The following is a 15,091-nucleotide window of genomic DNA, read 5'->3' as shown; positions in this document are numbered from 1 at the left end:
AGCGAGCTTGCTCGCGAACAGCCCTCTGCAACACCTGCGTCAGGCGATTCGCGAGCAAGCTCACTCCTACGAAGAGCCTCACCGACGCGCACGACAGGAACGAAAAAAGCCGCCCGAAGGCGGCTTTTTCATGAAGGGGAACGTCAGCGCCTGTTACTTCTCGGCAGCGCTGCGCAGACCCTTCAGGGTGTTCATCGGCGCATCGACCACGAAGCTGTTGGCCAGCCAGGACGGGATGCTGCCACCCGGCTCGGTCTGCACCTGGTAGGTCACTTCGGTCACGCCGGCGCCCTTGGGGACCAGCTTCCACTCGCCGATCAGCTTCGGCACGCGGATTTCGCCCTTCTCTTCGGGAATGTAGGTCGGTTCGGCTTTCAGATGACGGATCAGGCCGCCGTCGGCGGTCTTCTCGGTGGTCACGTGGATCACCACGTCGCGACCGGTTACCGGCCAGGGCATGTCGATCTTCGAGTAGGTCCAGGAATTGTCGCCTTCGGTTTTCAGCAGGCGCATTTCGGCGCAGGCGTGGATCCACTTGCAGGAACCGGCCACGTCTTCCTGCAGGGCGTTGATCTTGGCCACATCGGCCTTGATGTCGACGACGCCACGGTAGGCCTTGTACTTGGAGCCGGCCACAGGGCTGAGGAAGACCTTCACGCCGTCTTCTTCCTTCTCCAGCTTCCAGTCATCCGCCAGGGCAGTGCCGGCAAAGCCCATCACGGCAGTAGCCAGCAGGGTCATACGCAATACACCACGCATCGTCTTACCTCTCTTTATTCTTGATCTTGTGGGGGCAGCAAATGCCGCCGCCCCGTCGCAATCCGCGGTCTTGAGCGGGTCGGGGCGTCAGTATGGACCGCGAAAACGTGACTTCCAAGTCACATCAGGCAGCGGTGATGCGTTCCCACTCCGTGAGGATCTGCAGGGCCTGCTCGTTGCTGTTGCCGCAGGCATCGGCGTCCGCCTCGAAGGCCGCACAGACCTTTGGACGCCGGGAGTCGCCGAATAGTTTGCACAGATTGCGCTCATCCAATTGCACGCAGCGCACGCCCGCCGGCTTGCCGTCAGGCATGCCGGGGATGGGCGAGGAAATCGACGGCGCTATGCAGCAGGCGCCACAGCCGATACGGCATTGCATGGATGAACTCTCTACTCGACTTCAAGGATTGGAGCGCAGCAGCCCCTGCTCGCGCAGCGCCGCTACCAGGTGCTCGCCCTCGGCGGAGCCAGCGCGGTAGAACACCGCCGGCTCGCCAATGGGCGCGGGGACTTCGACAGAACCGCCAGAAGCCACCTCGAATGTGCTGCCGCTCCACAGGTGCACCCAGCGGCCCTCGGGCAACGCCACGTTCAGACGCTGCACACCAGGCTCCAGCACCGGGGCCACCAGAAATTGGTCGCCGAGCATATAGCTCGTCGGCGTTTCCGCCAAGCTGGCCGGATCAGCGGGGAACTCCAGCCAGAGCGGGCGCACCAGCGGCCAGCCATGCTGCGCCGCCTCGTCCATCAGGCGCTGACGGTACGGCGCCAACTCACGAAACACCGTGGCGAAGCGCTGCAACTGCGCCACAGTGGCCGGCGTGCTGTAGGCCTGCACGTTGTCGTCCGGGCGATTGCCCTCGTGGGTGCGCAGCAGGCTGGTGAAGGCGGAGAACTCCATCCAGCGCAGCAGCAGCTCCTCGCTGCGGTGGTAGTTCCTGATCGGGCTGCTGATGGTGGTGTAGCCGCCGGTATCGCTGTGGTTCAGGCTGAATCCGGATACACCGCCCGACAGCAGCCCCAGCAGCGCGCTGTGCAGACCGTCGTCGGCATCCCAGGTCACCAGCTGGTCGCCCAGCCACATGCTGGTGGTCAGGCCGGGGCTGTGGCTGTAAGCGGAGCGCATGAAGAACAGCAGGTCGCCGGCGCCCTCCTCGTCCACCAGTTGCCGGTTCAGCTTCGCCCACAGCTCCGGATAGCGATTGTGCAGGACGGAAGCCGGCTCACCGGACGCCAGCTTCGCCTCGTAAGGCAGTGCTTCGCCGAAGTCCGCCATCCAGCCGGAGAAGCCCGCGCCAAGCATTTCGTCGCGCATCACCCCGCGCAGCCAATCGGCCGCCTGCGGATTGGTGAGATCAACCAGACCGGCGCTGAAACTGGTGTTCTGCAACAGCAGCGGCTGCCCTTGTTGATCCAGGGTCAGATAGCCGTGTTCCAGCGCTTCGCGGTAGAGGTTGCGGGTCGCCCCGCCCTTCTCCGCCGTATCCACCAGGAAGGGATTCACATAGGCCAGGCTGCGAATGCCCTTGGCGCGCAACTCGGCATTGAAGGCCGACCAGCCCGGATAGCGTTCGCCATCCAGCACCCAGTTCCACCACAGTTGCTTGCCGAAGCTGGTGGCGCGCTGGCCGACCCAGTCCTGAACCCAGACGCCGGCCAGCGGCACCTTCGCCTGCTCGAATTGCCGGACGATGCCGCGCACACGCTCGGTGCCGCCCTGCAGTCCGAGGATCGCGCCCTGCTGGGTCCAGGCCGGCAACGGCGGCATGCGCCCGACCACCGAGGTGTGCGCCTCGATCAGCGTCTTGGGGCTGCTGCCTTTATAGATGTGCGCCTGGAGCTTGCCAGCATGCACCTCCAGCGCCACCCGCTGGTCGTCGCGCAGGTCGAAGACCTGGTACTCCGGCGCCTCGCTGAAGAAGCCGTGCAGGCGCGAGGTGAGATAGAAAGGCACCGGCGCGTAGGTGGTCCACCAGTCGCCACCGGCGCGGGCACTGAGGTCCGCGGCCAGGGTGATCGGTTGCAGACCGCGCCCGACGCCCTGCTCCTGCACCAGTATGGGCAGGCGACGCCCGCTCAGGTCGAAGCGGGTGAACTGCTCGCCGAAGCCGTGGAACTGTTCGTCCGCCTCCCGCGCCCAGGCCAGATAAAGACGGTTCAGCGCCGGATCACCCAGGCTCACGTCCAGCACAACGCCACGCTCACCATCGGAGTGCAGCGCAACGGTATACGGCGCTTGCCGGCCATCGGCGCAACCCAGCGTGCCGGAGATCAGCAACCTGTCCGCTTCAGCGCGCACGGCAGCCAACTGTTGCTGACGACACAGCAGCTCGCGGTGTTCGTGGACGAACATCGCGCCGCGATGCTCTTCGGCGTCCACACGACCGATGCCTACAGCCAGGAATCCGCCACGGGTCTGCCACAGCGTCTGCGCGGGATGCTCGCCCGCGCGCAGGGCGAAGGACGCACCGTCCCACTCCAGGCGATAGTCACCCAGTTGCCAGGTCTGCCCGGCCGCCATGGCCGGCGCCACCGTCAGCTGCGCCCAGACCGGCCGCTGCTGCCACCACTGCCAACCTTTCCAGCCGCCGAACGCCAATACCCCCAGCGCCAGCAGCGCCGCCGTTCCCCGCAATACGAACCTGATCAATGTCCCGCCCCTTGGCTGTCGCGTCGTGCATCCACTAGGCTCTGGCGCAGTCCCTTACTGGAGCCGCTGCCATGCCGGTCTGGCTGCAAACCGCGTTTCTTCTGTCGCTCTCCAACCTGTTCATGACCTTCGCCTGGTACGGCCACCTGAAAACCCTGAGCAGCAAGCCGTGGATCATCGCGGCGCTGGTCAGCTGGGGCATCGCACTGTTCGAGTATTTGCTGCAGGTGCCGGCCAACCGCATCGGTTACACGGTGATGTCGGTGGGGCAGCTGAAGATCATGCAGGAGGTCATCACGCTGGCGGTCTTCGTGCCGTTCAGCGTGTACTTCATGCAGCAGCCACTGAAGCTCGACTATCTATGGGCCGGCTTGTGCCTGCTGGGCGCGGTGTACTTTATCTTCCGCGCCTGAGGCGATCAGGAGCGGCGCACGACGATCTCTGCGACCGATGGCGCCACCTGAGGAGGAAAAAAGGATCAGGCCTCGGGCGAGTCCTGAAGGCGGGTGATCAGGCTGGAGGTGTCCCAGCGTCCGCCGCCGGCGGCCTGCACCTCGGCGTAGAACTGGTCGACCAGCGCCGTGACTGGCAACTGCGCGCCGTTGCGGCGAGCCTCTTCGAGGACGATGCCCAGGTCCTTGCGCATCCAGTCCACCGCGAAGCCGAAGTCGAAACGCCCTTCCAGCATACTCTGGTGACGATTCTCCAGCTGCCAGGACTGCGCGGCGCCCTTGCTGATCACCTCCATCGCCGCCATGCCGTCGAGGCCGGCGCTCTGGGCGAAGTGCAGCGCCTCGGACAGCCCCTGCAGCAGGCCGCCGACACAGATCTGGTTGACCATCTTGGTCAGTTGGCCGCTGCCCACCGGGCCCATGCGTCGCACCATGCGCGAATAGGTGGCGATCACCGGCTCGGCGCGGGCGTAGAGGTTCGCGTCGCCGCCGACCATCACCGTCAGTGCGCCATTCTCGGCGCCGGCCTGGCCGCCGGACACCGGCGCATCGAGGAAGCCCAGCTCGCGCTCGGCCGCCGCTACCGCCAGCTCGCGGGCCACTTCGGCCGAGGCGGTGGTGTGGTCCACCAGCACGGAGCCGGGCTGCATGCCGGCCAGCGCGCCGTCCTCGCCCAGCACCACGCTGCGCAGGTCGTCATCGTTACCCACGCAGCACATCACGAAGTCGGCCCACTGTGCGGCGTCACGCGGGGTCTGCGCCGAGCGGCCGCCGAACTGCTTGACCCACTGGGCGGCGCGGCTCGCGGTGCGGTTGTAGACGCACACCTCGTGCCCTTCGCGCGCCAGATGCCCGGCCATGGGGTAACCCATCACGCCCAGGCCGATGAAAGCCACTTTCGCCATCGCAGTCCCCTTGTCCGATCAAGTCGCTCAGCCTAGCACAGCGGTTTGCCGGTCCCGCAAACGCCTTCCATACTCGATTCGAACCCAACCACGAGCACCGACTATGCCCCACTGGCTGGTGATCGACCTGGAAGCCACCACCGAGGAAGGCGGCTGGCCGGTCGAGGAAATGGAGATCATCGAGATCGGCGCGAGCCTGGTAGCCGAGGCCGACGGCCGCGAGCTGGACCATTTCCAGCGTTTCGTCCGCCCGCAGCGACGCCCGCTGCTGACGACCTTCTGTCGCGAGCTCACCCATATCACCCAGGCCAACGTCGATGCCGCCGCACCGCTGCGCGAGGTCTGGCCGCAGTTCGAGCGCTGGCTGGCCCAGCACAGCCCGCGCCTGGCCGGCTGGACCAGCTGGGGCGACTACGACCGCCACCAGCTGGAACTGGAATGGCGCCGTCAGCACCTAGACAGCCACCTGTCCCGCGTCCCCCACGTCAACCTCAAGCAGCGCTTCGCCCAGGCCCGCCAACTCAAGCGCCAGGTGGGCCTGAACGCCGCGTTGCACCTGGCCGGCCTGCATTTCCAGGGTCAGCCGCACCGTGCCCTGGAAGACGCCCGCAATACCGCCCGCCTGCTGCCGCTGACCCTGCCCGTTGCCGGCTGAAAGGGTCTGCCAATCTCTGACCGCACGGTCGCCTGCCCCGCTCTAGTGACGGGGCCTGCGGCCTTGGGCATACTGGCGGGCCCTTTTTCACCCCTCTAGCAGGAGAAGCCCATGTTCAAGGTCAACGAGTACTTCGACGGCACCGTCAAATCCATCGCCTTCGACATGACCGCAGGCCCCGCCACCATTGGCGTGATGGCTCCCGGCGAATACGAATTCGGCACCAGCCAGCTGGAGGTGATGCACGTCGTCGCCGGCGCGCTGACCGTCAAGCTGCCGGGCAGCGACAGCTGGGAAACCTTCGAAGGCGGCAGCAACTTCACCGTGCCGGCCAACAGCAAGTTCCAGCTGAAAGTCGCCCAGGACACCGCCTACCTCTGCGAATACCGCTGAGTTCGGTGCGTGATGAAAAACCGGCCCTGGTGGCCGGTTTTTTGTTGCCTGCTGCTCGGGCGCTGACCTTGTAGGAGCGAGCTTGCTCGCGAACCACTTCCCGGCCGGTCCGGCTCTGGGCTGTTCGCGAGCAAGGACTAGGCGTCCCCCTCGGTCCTACGAAAAGCAGTTGTGCAGACCGCCTTCAAGATCCGCCCGCAGCCCCGCCTCCTTCTCCGCAATGAACACCAGCCGCGAACCCTGCGCCGCCTCGCTCGCGGTCGCCGGGCGCAGCTGATAGCGTCCGCCCACATATTGCAGCCAGACCGTCTCACCCTGCCCCGCCAAGCGAATCAGCCCCTTGAGGCGCAGCAGGCCGCGCGGCAATGTCTCCAGCCATTTTTTCAGTCGCGCACCATCGAAGGCCGCGTCGCCCTGCCAGCTCCAGCTGTCGAACAGGTCGCCATGGTCGATGCCTTCCTGCCCATGGGGCCGCAGCTTGCGCGACGGCTCACCGAGCAGCAGCTCATCAGGAATCTGCGCCTGGATAGTTTCCAGCACCCGCGCACCACGGCCGAAGCGCTCGCGCTGGCTGGCGCGCTCGTCGGCATCCAGCAGGTCGCACTTGTTCAACAACAGCAGGTCCGCAGCCGCCGCCTGCATGCGCTCCAGTCGTGCGTACTCGCCTTCCAGCGGTTCGCGGCGGGCGGCATCGACCACTGTCAACACCGCATCCAGATGCAGACGCCTGCGCAGCTTCGGGTAGCCCAGCGTCTGCACGATGCGCTGCGGGTCGGATACCCCACTGCACTCGATCACCACCTGTTCCAGTGGCGGGTGCATGGTCGCCAGACGCTCCAACTGCGCCAGCAGGTCGTCCTGCACGCTGCAGCAGATGCAGCCGTTCTCCAGGCTGTACACGGCCTCGGTCTGCTCGGCGATCATGCCGGCGTCGATGTTCAGCTCGCCGAAGTCATTGACGATCACCGCCAGGCGCCGGCCCTCGCAGCGCTCCAGCAGGTTGCGCAGTAGCGTGGTCTTGCCAGCGCCGAGGAAGCCGGCGACCACCGTCACCGGGATGCTCGCGGCGTTCATGCGTTGACGCCTTCGATTCGCGGCGGCTCGCCCTGCCAGACTGCAGCCAGCGCGGTATCGCTGAACTGGCCGAGGCGGTCGTACACCGGGCGGCCTTCGACGAAGGTCAGCTGCACTTCGGTGCGGTGGATGAAGTTGCGCGCAGGCTGCTCGAACAGGTTGCGGTCGAGCACGATGAAGTCCGCCGACTTGCCGGCCTCCAGGCTGCCGGTAAGCTTCTCCAGGCCCATGGCGTAGGCGCCATTGAGCGTCGCCACGCGGATCGCCTGCTCCAGGCTGATCGGCTCGCCGAAGCAGGCCGGGTCGTCGTTCCACGGGTTCTGCCGGGTGACCAGGGTTTCCAGCGCCAGCCAGGGGTCGATGGACGCCACCGGCCAGTCGGTGCCGAACACTGCAATGCCGCCGGCGGCCAGCACACCCTTGAAGTCGTAGATGCGCTTCAGGCGATCCGTGCCGTAGCCCGAACGCGCTCCGCTGGCAAAGGGCGTCGGGTACCAGGCGGCGGGGGAGAACTCGGCGATCACTTCCAGCTCGCGGAAGCGTTTGAGGTTGCCCGGATGCAGGATGGTGCTGTGCGCACACTGGTGGCGCACGCCGCTGAAGCCATTGCGCCGGCGCGCCTCGGCCACTGCGTCGAGGAACACGTCGGACGCCGCATCGCCAGTGCAGTGGGCGATGACGCGAATGCCGCGGCTGTCCATGTCCACCACCATGTCGGTGATGTGCTCGGGCGTCAGGTTGAGCTTGCCGCGCCAGGCGTCTTCGCCCGGCCAGGGTGTAATAAGGAAGGAGGAGCGCGGCTCGACGGTACCGTCGAAGTGGAACTTCACCGCGTTCGCCGACAACCGTGCGCTGCGATAGTAGTGACGCTCGCCGCTGAGCAGCTCCCAGCGGCGGCGCACCGGGAAGATGTCGTCCTGCCAGCTGATCGCCGCCTCCACCCGCAGGGTCAGTTGCCCGGCGTCGTCGAGGTACTTGAGGGCGTCCAGGCGGTTCTCGCAGACGTGCAGGTACTTGGCCGCCGTGACGCCGCGGGAGCTCTGGAAGTGCACACCCTCGCGGTAGGACTGGCGCAGTACCTTGGCCGGGGTCGGCGGCATGGCGGCGTGGATCAGCGCATAGGCGCCGTCGATCATCAGGCCGTTGGGCTCGCCGGTCAGCTCGTCGCGCTCCAGGTAGCCGTTGCGCGGGTCGGCGGTGCTGGCGTCGATGCCGGCCAGTTCCAGCGCGCGGGAATTGACCATCATGGTGCCCCACATGCGGTCGAGCAGCGCCACGGGGCGATCCGGCAGGATACTGTCGAGCCACTCGCGGCCCGGCTTCAGCCCGGCTTCGCGGAAGGTGTAGCGCACCCAGTACTGGCCGTAGACCCAACCGTCACCGGGGTGGCTGGCGGCGTAATCGAGGATGGCTTTTGCAAGCTGCTCCGGGGTCGGGTCCTCGATGCCGACGTCGAGGTCGTCGGCGTAGCGCGGGTTCAGTGCCAGGTCCGGGTGGGTGTGCATGTCGTGCAGGCCGGGCATGCAGAACGCGCCTTCGAGGTCGCGCACCAGGGTGTCCGGGCCGATCAGGTGCTCCATCTCTTCACGACGGCCCACCGCCAGCAGCCGGCCATCTCGGATGGCCATGGCCTCGGCCCAGGGCTGGGCGGGGTCGAGCGTATAGACGCGGCCGTTGTGCAGCAGCAGTTCGGCGAAGCGGTCGGTGGGGGAATTGGAGGAGCGGAAGCGGTCCGGAGCGGTCATGGGAAGCCCTTGTTGTTCTTGTCCGTGGAGGCAGTATAGGGCTCGGCTTTCGACCACCGACTAGCATAAGATAACAACTAACTAGCACAAGACGACAGCTTGAGCCTGCCTGATGCCCACTGCGTCCTTCGACATCGATTACGCCGCCCGGCAGCTGTTCCGCCACTTCCTCGACGAGTGGCGCGCACGCCCCTCCCTGCCGGCGCTGGCCCCCCTGCTGGGTGGCCTCGGCCTGCCCAGCAACAGCGAAGCGGCGGCTGCCGAGATGAACTTCGCCCGCTATTACCGGCTGCTGCAGCAGGCCGCCGGGCTGCTTGGCCCGAGTGACTTCTTCCTGCGCCTGGGCCAGCGCTACAACCTCTATGACCTGGGGGTGATCGGCTACGCGCTGATCAGCGCGGCCAACCTGCGGCGCTCCTGGGACATTTCCCTCGGCCAGCCGTCGAGCCTGATGCCACACCCGATCCACACCCACCGCGAGGAAGTCGGCGAGCACATCCGCCTGACGCTGCAGCTACCGCCCTTCAGCGAGGTGGAGCGCATCGCCCTCTGCGAGGAGTGGCTGAGCAGCACCTGGCGCTGGCTGTGCCAGCGCCTGCCGGACCTGGAGGCCTGCGCCGGCATGCAACTGCACCTGCCCTACCCGCCGCCGGCCCACGCGGCCCTGTACGGCGAACTCTTCCCCGGCCCCTGCCAGTTCAATGCCGGGCAGGCCGAACTGTGGATGCCGAAGGCCTTCCATGACCAGCCCTTCTCCACCGCCAACCCGTCGGTGAGCAGGCTGTGCCAGGCGCAGGGTGCGGCGACTCTGGCCAGCTTCGAGCGCGGCTCCGCGCTGCCGGACGATGTGCGCTACTACCTGCTGCAAAACGCGCGTATCCCGCTGCCGGACCTGGAGCAGACCGCCGCCTGGCTGCGTCTGCCGCCGCATACATTGCAGCGCCGGCTGCGCGAGCACGGGCTGACCTTCAAGGGAATCGTGCTGGAGGTGCGGATGGCGCTGGCCCAGCGTTATCTGCTGGCCAGCCGGATGGCGCTGCAGGAGATCGCCTTCCTGCTCGGTTATGAGCACGTCACCAGTTTCCACCGGGCATTCCAGCGGTTCACCGGGACGACACCGGAGCGGTTCCGCGCCGACGCCGGGAAAGACTCCCTGTAGGAGCGGGCCATGCCCGCGATCGCGCCCATGGGGCGCTCCTACAGGGAACTGCCTGCGTCAGGCTTCCTTCTCGCAATTGATCATCCACGGCACCCCGAAGCGGTCTTCCACGGCGCCGAACAGCTCCGCCCAGAAGGTCTGTTCCAGCGGCATGGTCACCTTGCCGGCCTTGCCGAGGGCGTCGAAGAGGCGCCGCGCCTCGGCCTTGGTGTCGACGTTGAGGGTGATCGATACCCCCTTCACGCCCTCGTACTGGCCGCATTGCGGTGAGGCGTCCGAGCCCATCAGTACGTGGCCGTCCACCTCCAGGCGAACGTGAATCACACGGTTCTTCAGTGCCTCGGGCATGTCCTCGCAGCCCGGCGCGTCGGAGAAGCGCATCAGTGCCGGCAATTCGGCGCGCAACACTTCGGCGTAGTAACGGAAGGCTTCTTCACAGTTGCCGTCGAAGACCAGGTAGGCATTCATCAACATGGCGGTGTTCTCCAGGCTCAGGATTTACTGGCGATTTCGGCGCGCAGGCGTTCTTCCTGCTCGCGCAGTTCAGGGGTGAATTCGGCGCCGAAGTCCTCGGCCTCGAAAATCTGCCGGATCTCGATCTCGGACTCGCCGTCGAAGGGATTGGGCGAGCGCTTGACCCAATCGATGCACTCCTGCAGCGACGCGGTCTGCATGATCCAGAAGCCGGCGATCAGCTCCTTGGTCTCGGCGAACGGACCGTCGATCACCTGCCGCGACGCGCCATCGAAACGCACCCGCGCGCCCTTCACGCTGGGATGCAGGCCTTCGCCGGCCAGCATGACACCGGCCTTCACCAGTTCCTCGTTGTAGGCCCCCATGGCGGCGAGCAGCTCTTCCTTGGGCATCACACCGGCTTCGGAGTCGGCGGTGGCTTTGACGATCACCATGAAACGCATGGTCTTTCTCCTCTTGTTGTCATTTTCAGCGTGGCGGCCGGTTGCATCCGGTTCCTGACAAGTAGTCGAAGGGCGTGACGGCAGATCGACAGGCCACGCGAATATTTTTTCGAGCGGGGCGACGGGGGCTCTGAGCATAGGCCGGCGATCGCCATGGCGCTGCGAGCGGGCCGTGGATTCACGGCCGTCCATCAAGGCCGGGAGCGAGTTCAAGCTTCGCGCGGACCTGGCGCCCTGCCGGCACCGACAGACGAATGGCTGACTGGACAGCCTCGGCCGCGCTCCCTAGATTCAGTCCTTTTCGCACGACACGGAGCATCGCCCCATGAGCCTGGAATCGGTTCGCGCCTTCTTCGCCGAAAAGGCCCCCGACATCGCCATCATCGAGCTGGAAACCAGCACCGCCACTGTCGCCCTGGCCGCCGAGGCCCATGGCGTGGAGCCGGGACGCATTGCCAAGACACTGTCCCTGCGCGTCGGCGAGCGCACCGTGCTGGTGGTGGCCCGCGGCGATGCACGGTTGGACAATCGCAAGCTCAAGGAAGCCTTCGGCGGCAAGGCCAAGATGCTCGGCGCCGAGGATGTGGTGGCGCTGACCGGGCATCCGGTGGGCGGCGTCTGCCCGTTCGGCCTGGCGACGCCGTTGCCGGTGTATTGCGATGTGTCGCTGCAGGCGTTCGACGAAGTGCTGCCGGCGGCCGGCGCGGTGCACAGCGCCGTGAGGATCGAACCGCAGCGCATGGCGCAGTTGGTGGCGGCGGATTGGATCGATGTTTGTCAGGAATTGGCCTGATCGTCGCGCCCCAATGTATTCGCCGGCCCTGACGGCGGATCGCGGGCATGGCCCGCTCCTGCCCCCTGTTCCTGAACTGTTGCTCCAGCAACACACGCCCAACACTTTGCTGTTCACCCAGCGCCGCAACTGTTGGCATTAACTTACAAACCATTGATTTAAAAGACATTTAATTTCCGGCACAGCTTGTGCAATGACTCAATCAGACAGACCCGAACGCCGGGTCGACTCATCTGCCGAGGTCGCTGTACTGCCATGCCCCAACTCCCCGAATCCGCCCATTACGACATCCGCGAGCCTAACGCGCAGCGGATCGGCTCCGATGCGCAAGCCATCGAAGTCGCCCACAAGGTCGCCGCGTTCCTGCTTGAAGGCGCTGCCGAGCGCGACCGTAACCGCGAAGTCCCGCCCGAGGTTATCGAGGTCTACTCCAACAGCGGCCTGTGGGGCATCACCGTGCCCCGCGAGTTCGGTGGCGCCGAGGTGTCCTACGCGACCCTCGCCGAAGTCATCGCCATCGTCTCCGCCGCCGATCCCTCGCTAGGCCAGATTCCGCAGAACCACTACTGCCTGCTGGAAGACATCCGCCTGCAAGGTAGCGACGAGCAGAAGCGTTTCTTCTTCGACCTCGCGCTCAAGGGCAACCGCTTCGCCAACGCGCTGTCGGAAACCGGCGGCAAGAACGTCCAGGACATCCAGACCCGCCTGCGCCATGAAGGTGACAGCGTGGTCATCGATGGTCGCAAGGGCTACTGCACCGGCTCGCTCTACGCCCACTGGATCGGCGTGCTCGGCCTGGACGAGCAGAACAACGCCCAGCTCGCCTTCGTCCCGCGCGGTACGCCGGGGCTGGTGATCGTCGACGACTGGGCCAGCATCGGCCAGCGCACCACGTCCAGCGGCAGCGTGCTGGTGGAAGGCCTGCGCGTGCCGGCGTTCAACGTCTTCCCCACGCACCGCTCCTATGACGTGCCGACCCTGGCCGGCCCCTTCGCGCAGATCACCACCGCCGCCATCGACGCCGGCATCGCCCGCGCCGCGCTGCGCGACACCCTCGCCTTCGTCCGCGAGCAGGCGCGCCCGTGGATCGACGCCGGCGTGGAAAAGGCCAGCGAAGACCCGCTGACCATCATCCAGATCGGTGAACTGGGCATCCGCATCGAAGCCGCCGACGCCCTGCTGGAGCGCGCCGGCAAGGTAATGGACGCCGCCCGCCCGGCGCCGGACGAAGACAGCGTGGCCTTGGCCTCGGTCGCCGTGGCCAAGGCCAAGGTGCTGACCACCGAGGTCGCCATCGAGGCCTCGAACAAGCTGTTCGAACTCGGCGGCACCCGCTCCACCCTCGCCCGCCACGGCTTCGACCGCCACTGGCGCAACGCCCGCGTGCACACCCTGCACGATCCGGTGCGCTGGAAGTACCACCTGGTCGGCAACTGGCTGCTCAACGACAAGCGCCCGCCGCGCCACGACTGGAACTGAGGACGCGCGATGAGCAAGCAGATCCGTCTCAACGCCTTCGCCATGAACTGCGTCGGCCACCTTTCGCCCGGCCTCTGGCGCCACCCGCGCGACCAGCAGGCCGCGCGCTACACCGACATCCACTACTGGATCGAACTGGCGAAAACCCTCGAACGCGGCAAGATCGACGGCCTGTTCCTCGCCGATGTGCTGGGCGTCTATGACGTCTACCACGGCAACGCCGACGCGGCCCTCAGCGCCGGCGCGCAGGTGCCGGCCAACGATCCGTTGCAGATCGTCCCGGCCATGGCCGCGGCCACCGAGCACCTGGGTTTCGGCATCACCGCCTCGGTGTCCTTCGAGCACCCGTTCCCCTTCGCCCGGCGTATCTCCACGCTGGACCACCTGACCCGTGGCCGCGCCGGCTGGAACATCGTCACTTCCTACCTCAACAGCAGCGCGCGCAACCTGGGACTGAAGCAACAGCTCAACCACCAGCAGCGCTATGCCCTGGCCGAGGAGTATCTGGAAGTCTGCTACAAGCTATGGGAAGCCAGCTGGGACGACGACGCAGTGGTGGCCGACCGCGCAAGCGGCGTCTACGCCGACCCGCGCAAGGTGCACCCCATCGAGCACAAGGGCGAGCACTTCGAAGTACCTGGCTTACACCTGAGCCAGCCGTCGCCGCAGCGCACCCCGGTGCTCTACCAGGCCGGCGCGTCGAGTCGCGGCAAGGCCTTCGCGGCCGGCAATGCCGAGTGCGTGTTCGTCGCCGCGCCGACCAAACGCATCCTCCGCGACCAGGTCGCTGACCTGCGCCGCCTCGCCGTGGAAGCCGGCCGCGAGCCGAGCGACGTGCTGGTGCTGAACCAACTCACCGTGATCGTCGCGGAGACCGACGCGCAAGCGTTGGCCAAGCTGGAAGACTACCGCCGCTACAGCGACCGCGAAGGCGCCCTGGCGCTGGTCTCCGGCTGGACCGGCATCGACTTCGGCCAGTACGCGCCTGATCAGGTGTTGCGCCACGTACAGAGCGACGCGATCCAGTCTGCGGTAGACGCCTTCAGCGCCGCCGACCCGGAGCGCCAGTGGACCGCCGCCGAGATCGCCGACTACTGCGCCCTGGGTGGCGACGGCCCGCTGCTGGTGGGTTCGCCACAGACCGTGGCGGACCAGTTGCAGGCCTGGGTCGAGGAAACCGACGTCGACGGTTTCAACCTCTCCAGCCTGGTGGCACCGGAAACCTTCGTCGACATCGTCGACCTGCTGGTGCCCGAGTTGCAGGCGCGCGGGCTGTTCAAGCGCGAGTACGAGCAAGGCACCCTGCGCCACAAGCTGTTCGGCCAGGGCGACCGCCTGCGCGCGCCGCACCGCGCAGCAAAGCTCCGACGAGGTGAGCAGTGATGGACGGCTGGTTCCGCAACCTCGACTGGCACGATCTCGCCCAGGCCTGCCTGGATACTCTCGCCATGCTCGGCGGCGCGCTGGCCTTCACCGTCCTGCTGGGCCTGCCGCTGGGCGTGCTGCTGTACCTCACCGGCAAGCGCCAGCTGCATGCGAAGCCCGGCCTGTACCGCGCGCTCTCGGTGGTGGTGAACATGCTGCGCTCGCTGCCATTCATCATCCTGCTGATCGTGCTGATCCCGGTCACTACGCTGATCACCGGCACCTCGCTGGGCGTCGCCGGGGCCATCCCGCCGCTGGTGGTGGGCTGCACGCCGTTCTTCGCGCGGCTGGTGGAAACCGCCCTGCGCGAAGTCGACCGCGGCCTGGTGGAAGCCACCCAGGCGATGGGCGCCAGCACCTGGCAGATCATCTGGCACACCCTGCTGCCGGAGGCGCGCACCGGGCTGATCGCCGCCGTGACCGTCACCGCCATCGTGCTGGTGGACTACACCGCGATGTCCGGCGTGATCGGCGGCGGCGGCCTCGGCGACCTGGCCATCCGCTTCGGTTACCAGCGTTTCCAGACCGACGTGATGATCATCACCGTCGCCCTGCTGATCCTGCTGGTGCAGGCCCTGCAGATGAGCGGCGACCGTCTCGTCGTGCGCTACACCCGGCGCTGAATTCCCCGCCCACTCCCCCACAGGGAGCGGCACTTGCGATCTACCCGCCGGCAGCCGGGCCC

16 protein-coding genes are annotated in these 15,091 nt (G+C 66.6%); 8 read left to right on the top strand and 8 right to left on the bottom strand.

Features of this window, described 5'->3' with window-relative positions:
• Nucleotides 1–153: 153 nt before the first annotated feature.
• The 3 genes from ABKS89_RS12150 to ABKS89_RS12140 all read right to left on the bottom strand — a co-directional run bounded on the left by ABKS89_RS12150 (nt 154) and on the right by ABKS89_RS12140 (nt 3,409).
• Nucleotides 154–759: an START domain-containing protein gene (locus ABKS89_RS12150; protein ID WP_348589370.1), complete on the bottom strand. Its 606-nt coding sequence runs from the start codon at nt 757–759 to the stop codon at nt 154–156.
• Between the two features lie 124 nt (nt 760–883).
• Entirely contained in the window at nt 884–1,138 is a 255-nt protein-coding gene (locus ABKS89_RS12145; RefSeq protein WP_348589371.1) for a YkgJ family cysteine cluster protein, read from the bottom strand.
• Nucleotides 1,139–1,159: 21 nt separating this feature from the next.
• A complete protein-coding gene (locus ABKS89_RS12140) occupies nt 1,160–3,409 on the bottom strand; it encodes an alpha-glucosidase (protein WP_348589372.1) in 2,250 nt (749 codons plus the stop codon).
• Between the two features lie 71 nt (nt 3,410–3,480).
• Here ABKS89_RS12140 and ABKS89_RS12135 point away from each other — a divergent pair, with 71 nt between their 5' ends.
• Nucleotides 3,481–3,822 (top strand): DMT family protein, encoded by a 342-nt coding sequence (locus tag ABKS89_RS12135; protein WP_045208042.1) that lies wholly within the window; start codon nt 3,481–3,483, stop codon nt 3,820–3,822.
• 65 nt (nt 3,823–3,887) lie between these two features.
• Here ABKS89_RS12135 and ABKS89_RS12130 read toward each other — a convergent pair whose 3' ends face one another.
• On the bottom strand, nt 3,888–4,766 hold the full coding sequence (locus tag ABKS89_RS12130; RefSeq protein WP_138216631.1) for an NAD(P)-dependent oxidoreductase: 879 nt from the start codon (nt 4,764–4,766) through the stop codon (nt 3,888–3,890).
• A 103-nt stretch (nt 4,767–4,869) separates the two neighbouring features.
• On the opposite strand from ABKS89_RS12130, the gene ABKS89_RS12125 reads away from it, so the two are divergent.
• Entirely contained in the window at nt 4,870–5,421 is a 552-nt protein-coding gene (locus ABKS89_RS12125) for a 3'-5' exonuclease (RefSeq protein WP_045208048.1), read from the top strand.
• A gap of 111 nt (nt 5,422–5,532) precedes the next feature.
• Nucleotides 5,533–5,814, top strand: a complete 282-nt coding sequence (gene ppnP / locus ABKS89_RS12120; RefSeq protein WP_024765480.1) for a pyrimidine/purine nucleoside phosphorylase — start codon at nt 5,533–5,535, stop codon at nt 5,812–5,814.
• A gap of 156 nt (nt 5,815–5,970) precedes the next feature.
• Here ppnP and ABKS89_RS12115 read toward each other — a convergent pair whose 3' ends face one another.
• Both ABKS89_RS12115 and ABKS89_RS12110 read right to left on the bottom strand, forming a co-directional pair.
• Nucleotides 5,971–6,888 carry a CobW family GTP-binding protein gene (locus ABKS89_RS12115; RefSeq protein WP_348589373.1) on the bottom strand — a complete coding sequence of 306 codons (918 nt, stop codon included), beginning with the start codon at nt 6,886–6,888 and terminating at the stop codon, nt 5,971–5,973.
• The gene (locus tag ABKS89_RS12110) at nt 6,885–8,633 is read right to left on the bottom strand and encodes an amidohydrolase (RefSeq protein ID WP_348589374.1); all 1,749 of its coding nucleotides are present in this window, start codon (nt 8,631–8,633) and stop codon (nt 6,885–6,887) included. Before ABKS89_RS12110 ends, ABKS89_RS12115 begins: the two co-directional genes overlap by 4 nt.
• A 112-nt stretch (nt 8,634–8,745) precedes the next feature.
• On the opposite strand from ABKS89_RS12110, the gene ABKS89_RS12105 reads away from it, so the two are divergent.
• Nucleotides 8,746–9,792 carry a helix-turn-helix transcriptional regulator gene (locus ABKS89_RS12105; RefSeq protein WP_192295127.1) on the top strand — a complete coding sequence of 349 codons (1,047 nt, stop codon included), beginning with the start codon at nt 8,746–8,748 and terminating at the stop codon, nt 9,790–9,792.
• A gap of 57 nt (nt 9,793–9,849) precedes the next feature.
• Here the strand turns inward: ABKS89_RS12105 and ABKS89_RS12100 are convergent, their stop codons facing one another.
• Both ABKS89_RS12100 and ABKS89_RS12095 read right to left on the bottom strand, forming a co-directional pair.
• Nucleotides 9,850–10,266 (bottom strand): VOC family protein, encoded by a 417-nt coding sequence (locus ABKS89_RS12100; RefSeq protein WP_348589375.1) that lies wholly within the window; start codon nt 10,264–10,266, stop codon nt 9,850–9,852.
• 17 nt (nt 10,267–10,283) lie between these two features.
• Entirely contained in the window at nt 10,284–10,709 is a 426-nt protein-coding gene (locus ABKS89_RS12095) for a YciI family protein (protein WP_138216636.1), read from the bottom strand.
• A 325-nt stretch (nt 10,710–11,034) separates the two neighbouring features.
• On the opposite strand from ABKS89_RS12095, the gene ABKS89_RS12090 reads away from it, so the two are divergent.
• The 4 genes from ABKS89_RS12090 (at nt 11,035) to ABKS89_RS12075 (ending at nt 15,029) form a co-directional block, all read left to right on the top strand.
• A complete protein-coding gene (locus ABKS89_RS12090) occupies nt 11,035–11,502 on the top strand; it encodes a YbaK/EbsC family protein (RefSeq protein WP_045208063.1) in 468 nt (155 codons plus the stop codon).
• Between the two features lie 255 nt (nt 11,503–11,757).
• A complete protein-coding gene (locus ABKS89_RS12085; protein ID WP_138216637.1) occupies nt 11,758–12,981 on the top strand; it encodes an SfnB family sulfur acquisition oxidoreductase in 1,224 nt (407 codons plus the stop codon).
• A 9-nt stretch (nt 12,982–12,990) separates the two neighbouring features.
• Nucleotides 12,991–14,364: an LLM class flavin-dependent oxidoreductase gene (locus ABKS89_RS12080; protein WP_348589376.1), complete on the top strand. Its 1,374-nt coding sequence runs from the start codon at nt 12,991–12,993 to the stop codon at nt 14,362–14,364.
• On the top strand, nt 14,364–15,029 hold the full coding sequence (locus tag ABKS89_RS12075; RefSeq protein ID WP_138216639.1) for a methionine ABC transporter permease: 666 nt from the start codon (nt 14,364–14,366) through the stop codon (nt 15,027–15,029). The genes ABKS89_RS12080 and ABKS89_RS12075 overlap by 1 nt, the downstream gene beginning before the upstream one ends.
• Nucleotides 15,030–15,091: the final 62 nt, after the last annotated feature.

The sequence above is a fragment of the Pseudomonas sp. LABIM340 genome (assembly GCF_040017195.2).
GTDB lineage: Bacteria > Pseudomonadota > Gammaproteobacteria > Pseudomonadales > Pseudomonadaceae > Pseudomonas.
The sequence above is the reverse complement of the archived record's forward strand: the minus strand, read 5'-3'. Positions and strand labels throughout refer to the sequence as shown.

Excerpts from the sequence above, each read along its gene's own strand:
- ABKS89_RS12150 (WP_348589370.1), bottom strand. The coding sequence starts at position 759 with ATGCGTGGTGTATTGCGTATGACCCTGCTGGCTACTGCCGTGATGGGC.
- ABKS89_RS12145 (WP_348589371.1), bottom strand. The coding sequence starts at position 1,138 with ATGCAATGCCGTATCGGCTGTGGCGCCTGCTGCATAGCGCCGTCGATT.
- ABKS89_RS12135 (WP_045208042.1), top strand. The coding sequence starts at position 3,481 with ATGCCGGTCTGGCTGCAAACCGCGTTTCTTCTGTCGCTCTCCAACCTG.
- ABKS89_RS12130 (WP_138216631.1), bottom strand. The coding sequence starts at position 4,766 with ATGGCGAAAGTGGCTTTCATCGGCCTGGGCGTGATGGGTTACCCCATG.
- ABKS89_RS12125 (WP_045208048.1), top strand. The coding sequence starts at position 4,870 with ATGCCCCACTGGCTGGTGATCGACCTGGAAGCCACCACCGAGGAAGGC.
- ppnP (WP_024765480.1), top strand. The coding sequence starts at position 5,533 with ATGTTCAAGGTCAACGAGTACTTCGACGGCACCGTCAAATCCATCGCC.
- ABKS89_RS12115 (WP_348589373.1), bottom strand. The coding sequence starts at position 6,888 with ATGAACGCCGCGAGCATCCCGGTGACGGTGGTCGCCGGCTTCCTCGGC.
- ABKS89_RS12110 (WP_348589374.1), bottom strand. The coding sequence starts at position 8,633 with ATGACCGCTCCGGACCGCTTCCGCTCCTCCAATTCCCCCACCGACCGC.
- ABKS89_RS12105 (WP_192295127.1), top strand. The coding sequence starts at position 8,746 with ATGCCCACTGCGTCCTTCGACATCGATTACGCCGCCCGGCAGCTGTTC.
- ABKS89_RS12100 (WP_348589375.1), bottom strand. The coding sequence starts at position 10,266 with ATGTTGATGAATGCCTACCTGGTCTTCGACGGCAACTGTGAAGAAGCC.
- ABKS89_RS12095 (WP_138216636.1), bottom strand. The coding sequence starts at position 10,709 with ATGCGTTTCATGGTGATCGTCAAAGCCACCGCCGACTCCGAAGCCGGT.
- ABKS89_RS12090 (WP_045208063.1), top strand. The coding sequence starts at position 11,035 with ATGAGCCTGGAATCGGTTCGCGCCTTCTTCGCCGAAAAGGCCCCCGAC.
- ABKS89_RS12085 (WP_138216637.1), top strand. The coding sequence starts at position 11,758 with ATGCCCCAACTCCCCGAATCCGCCCATTACGACATCCGCGAGCCTAAC.
- ABKS89_RS12080 (WP_348589376.1), top strand. The coding sequence starts at position 12,991 with ATGAGCAAGCAGATCCGTCTCAACGCCTTCGCCATGAACTGCGTCGGC.
- ABKS89_RS12075 (WP_138216639.1), top strand. The coding sequence starts at position 14,364 with ATGGACGGCTGGTTCCGCAACCTCGACTGGCACGATCTCGCCCAGGCC.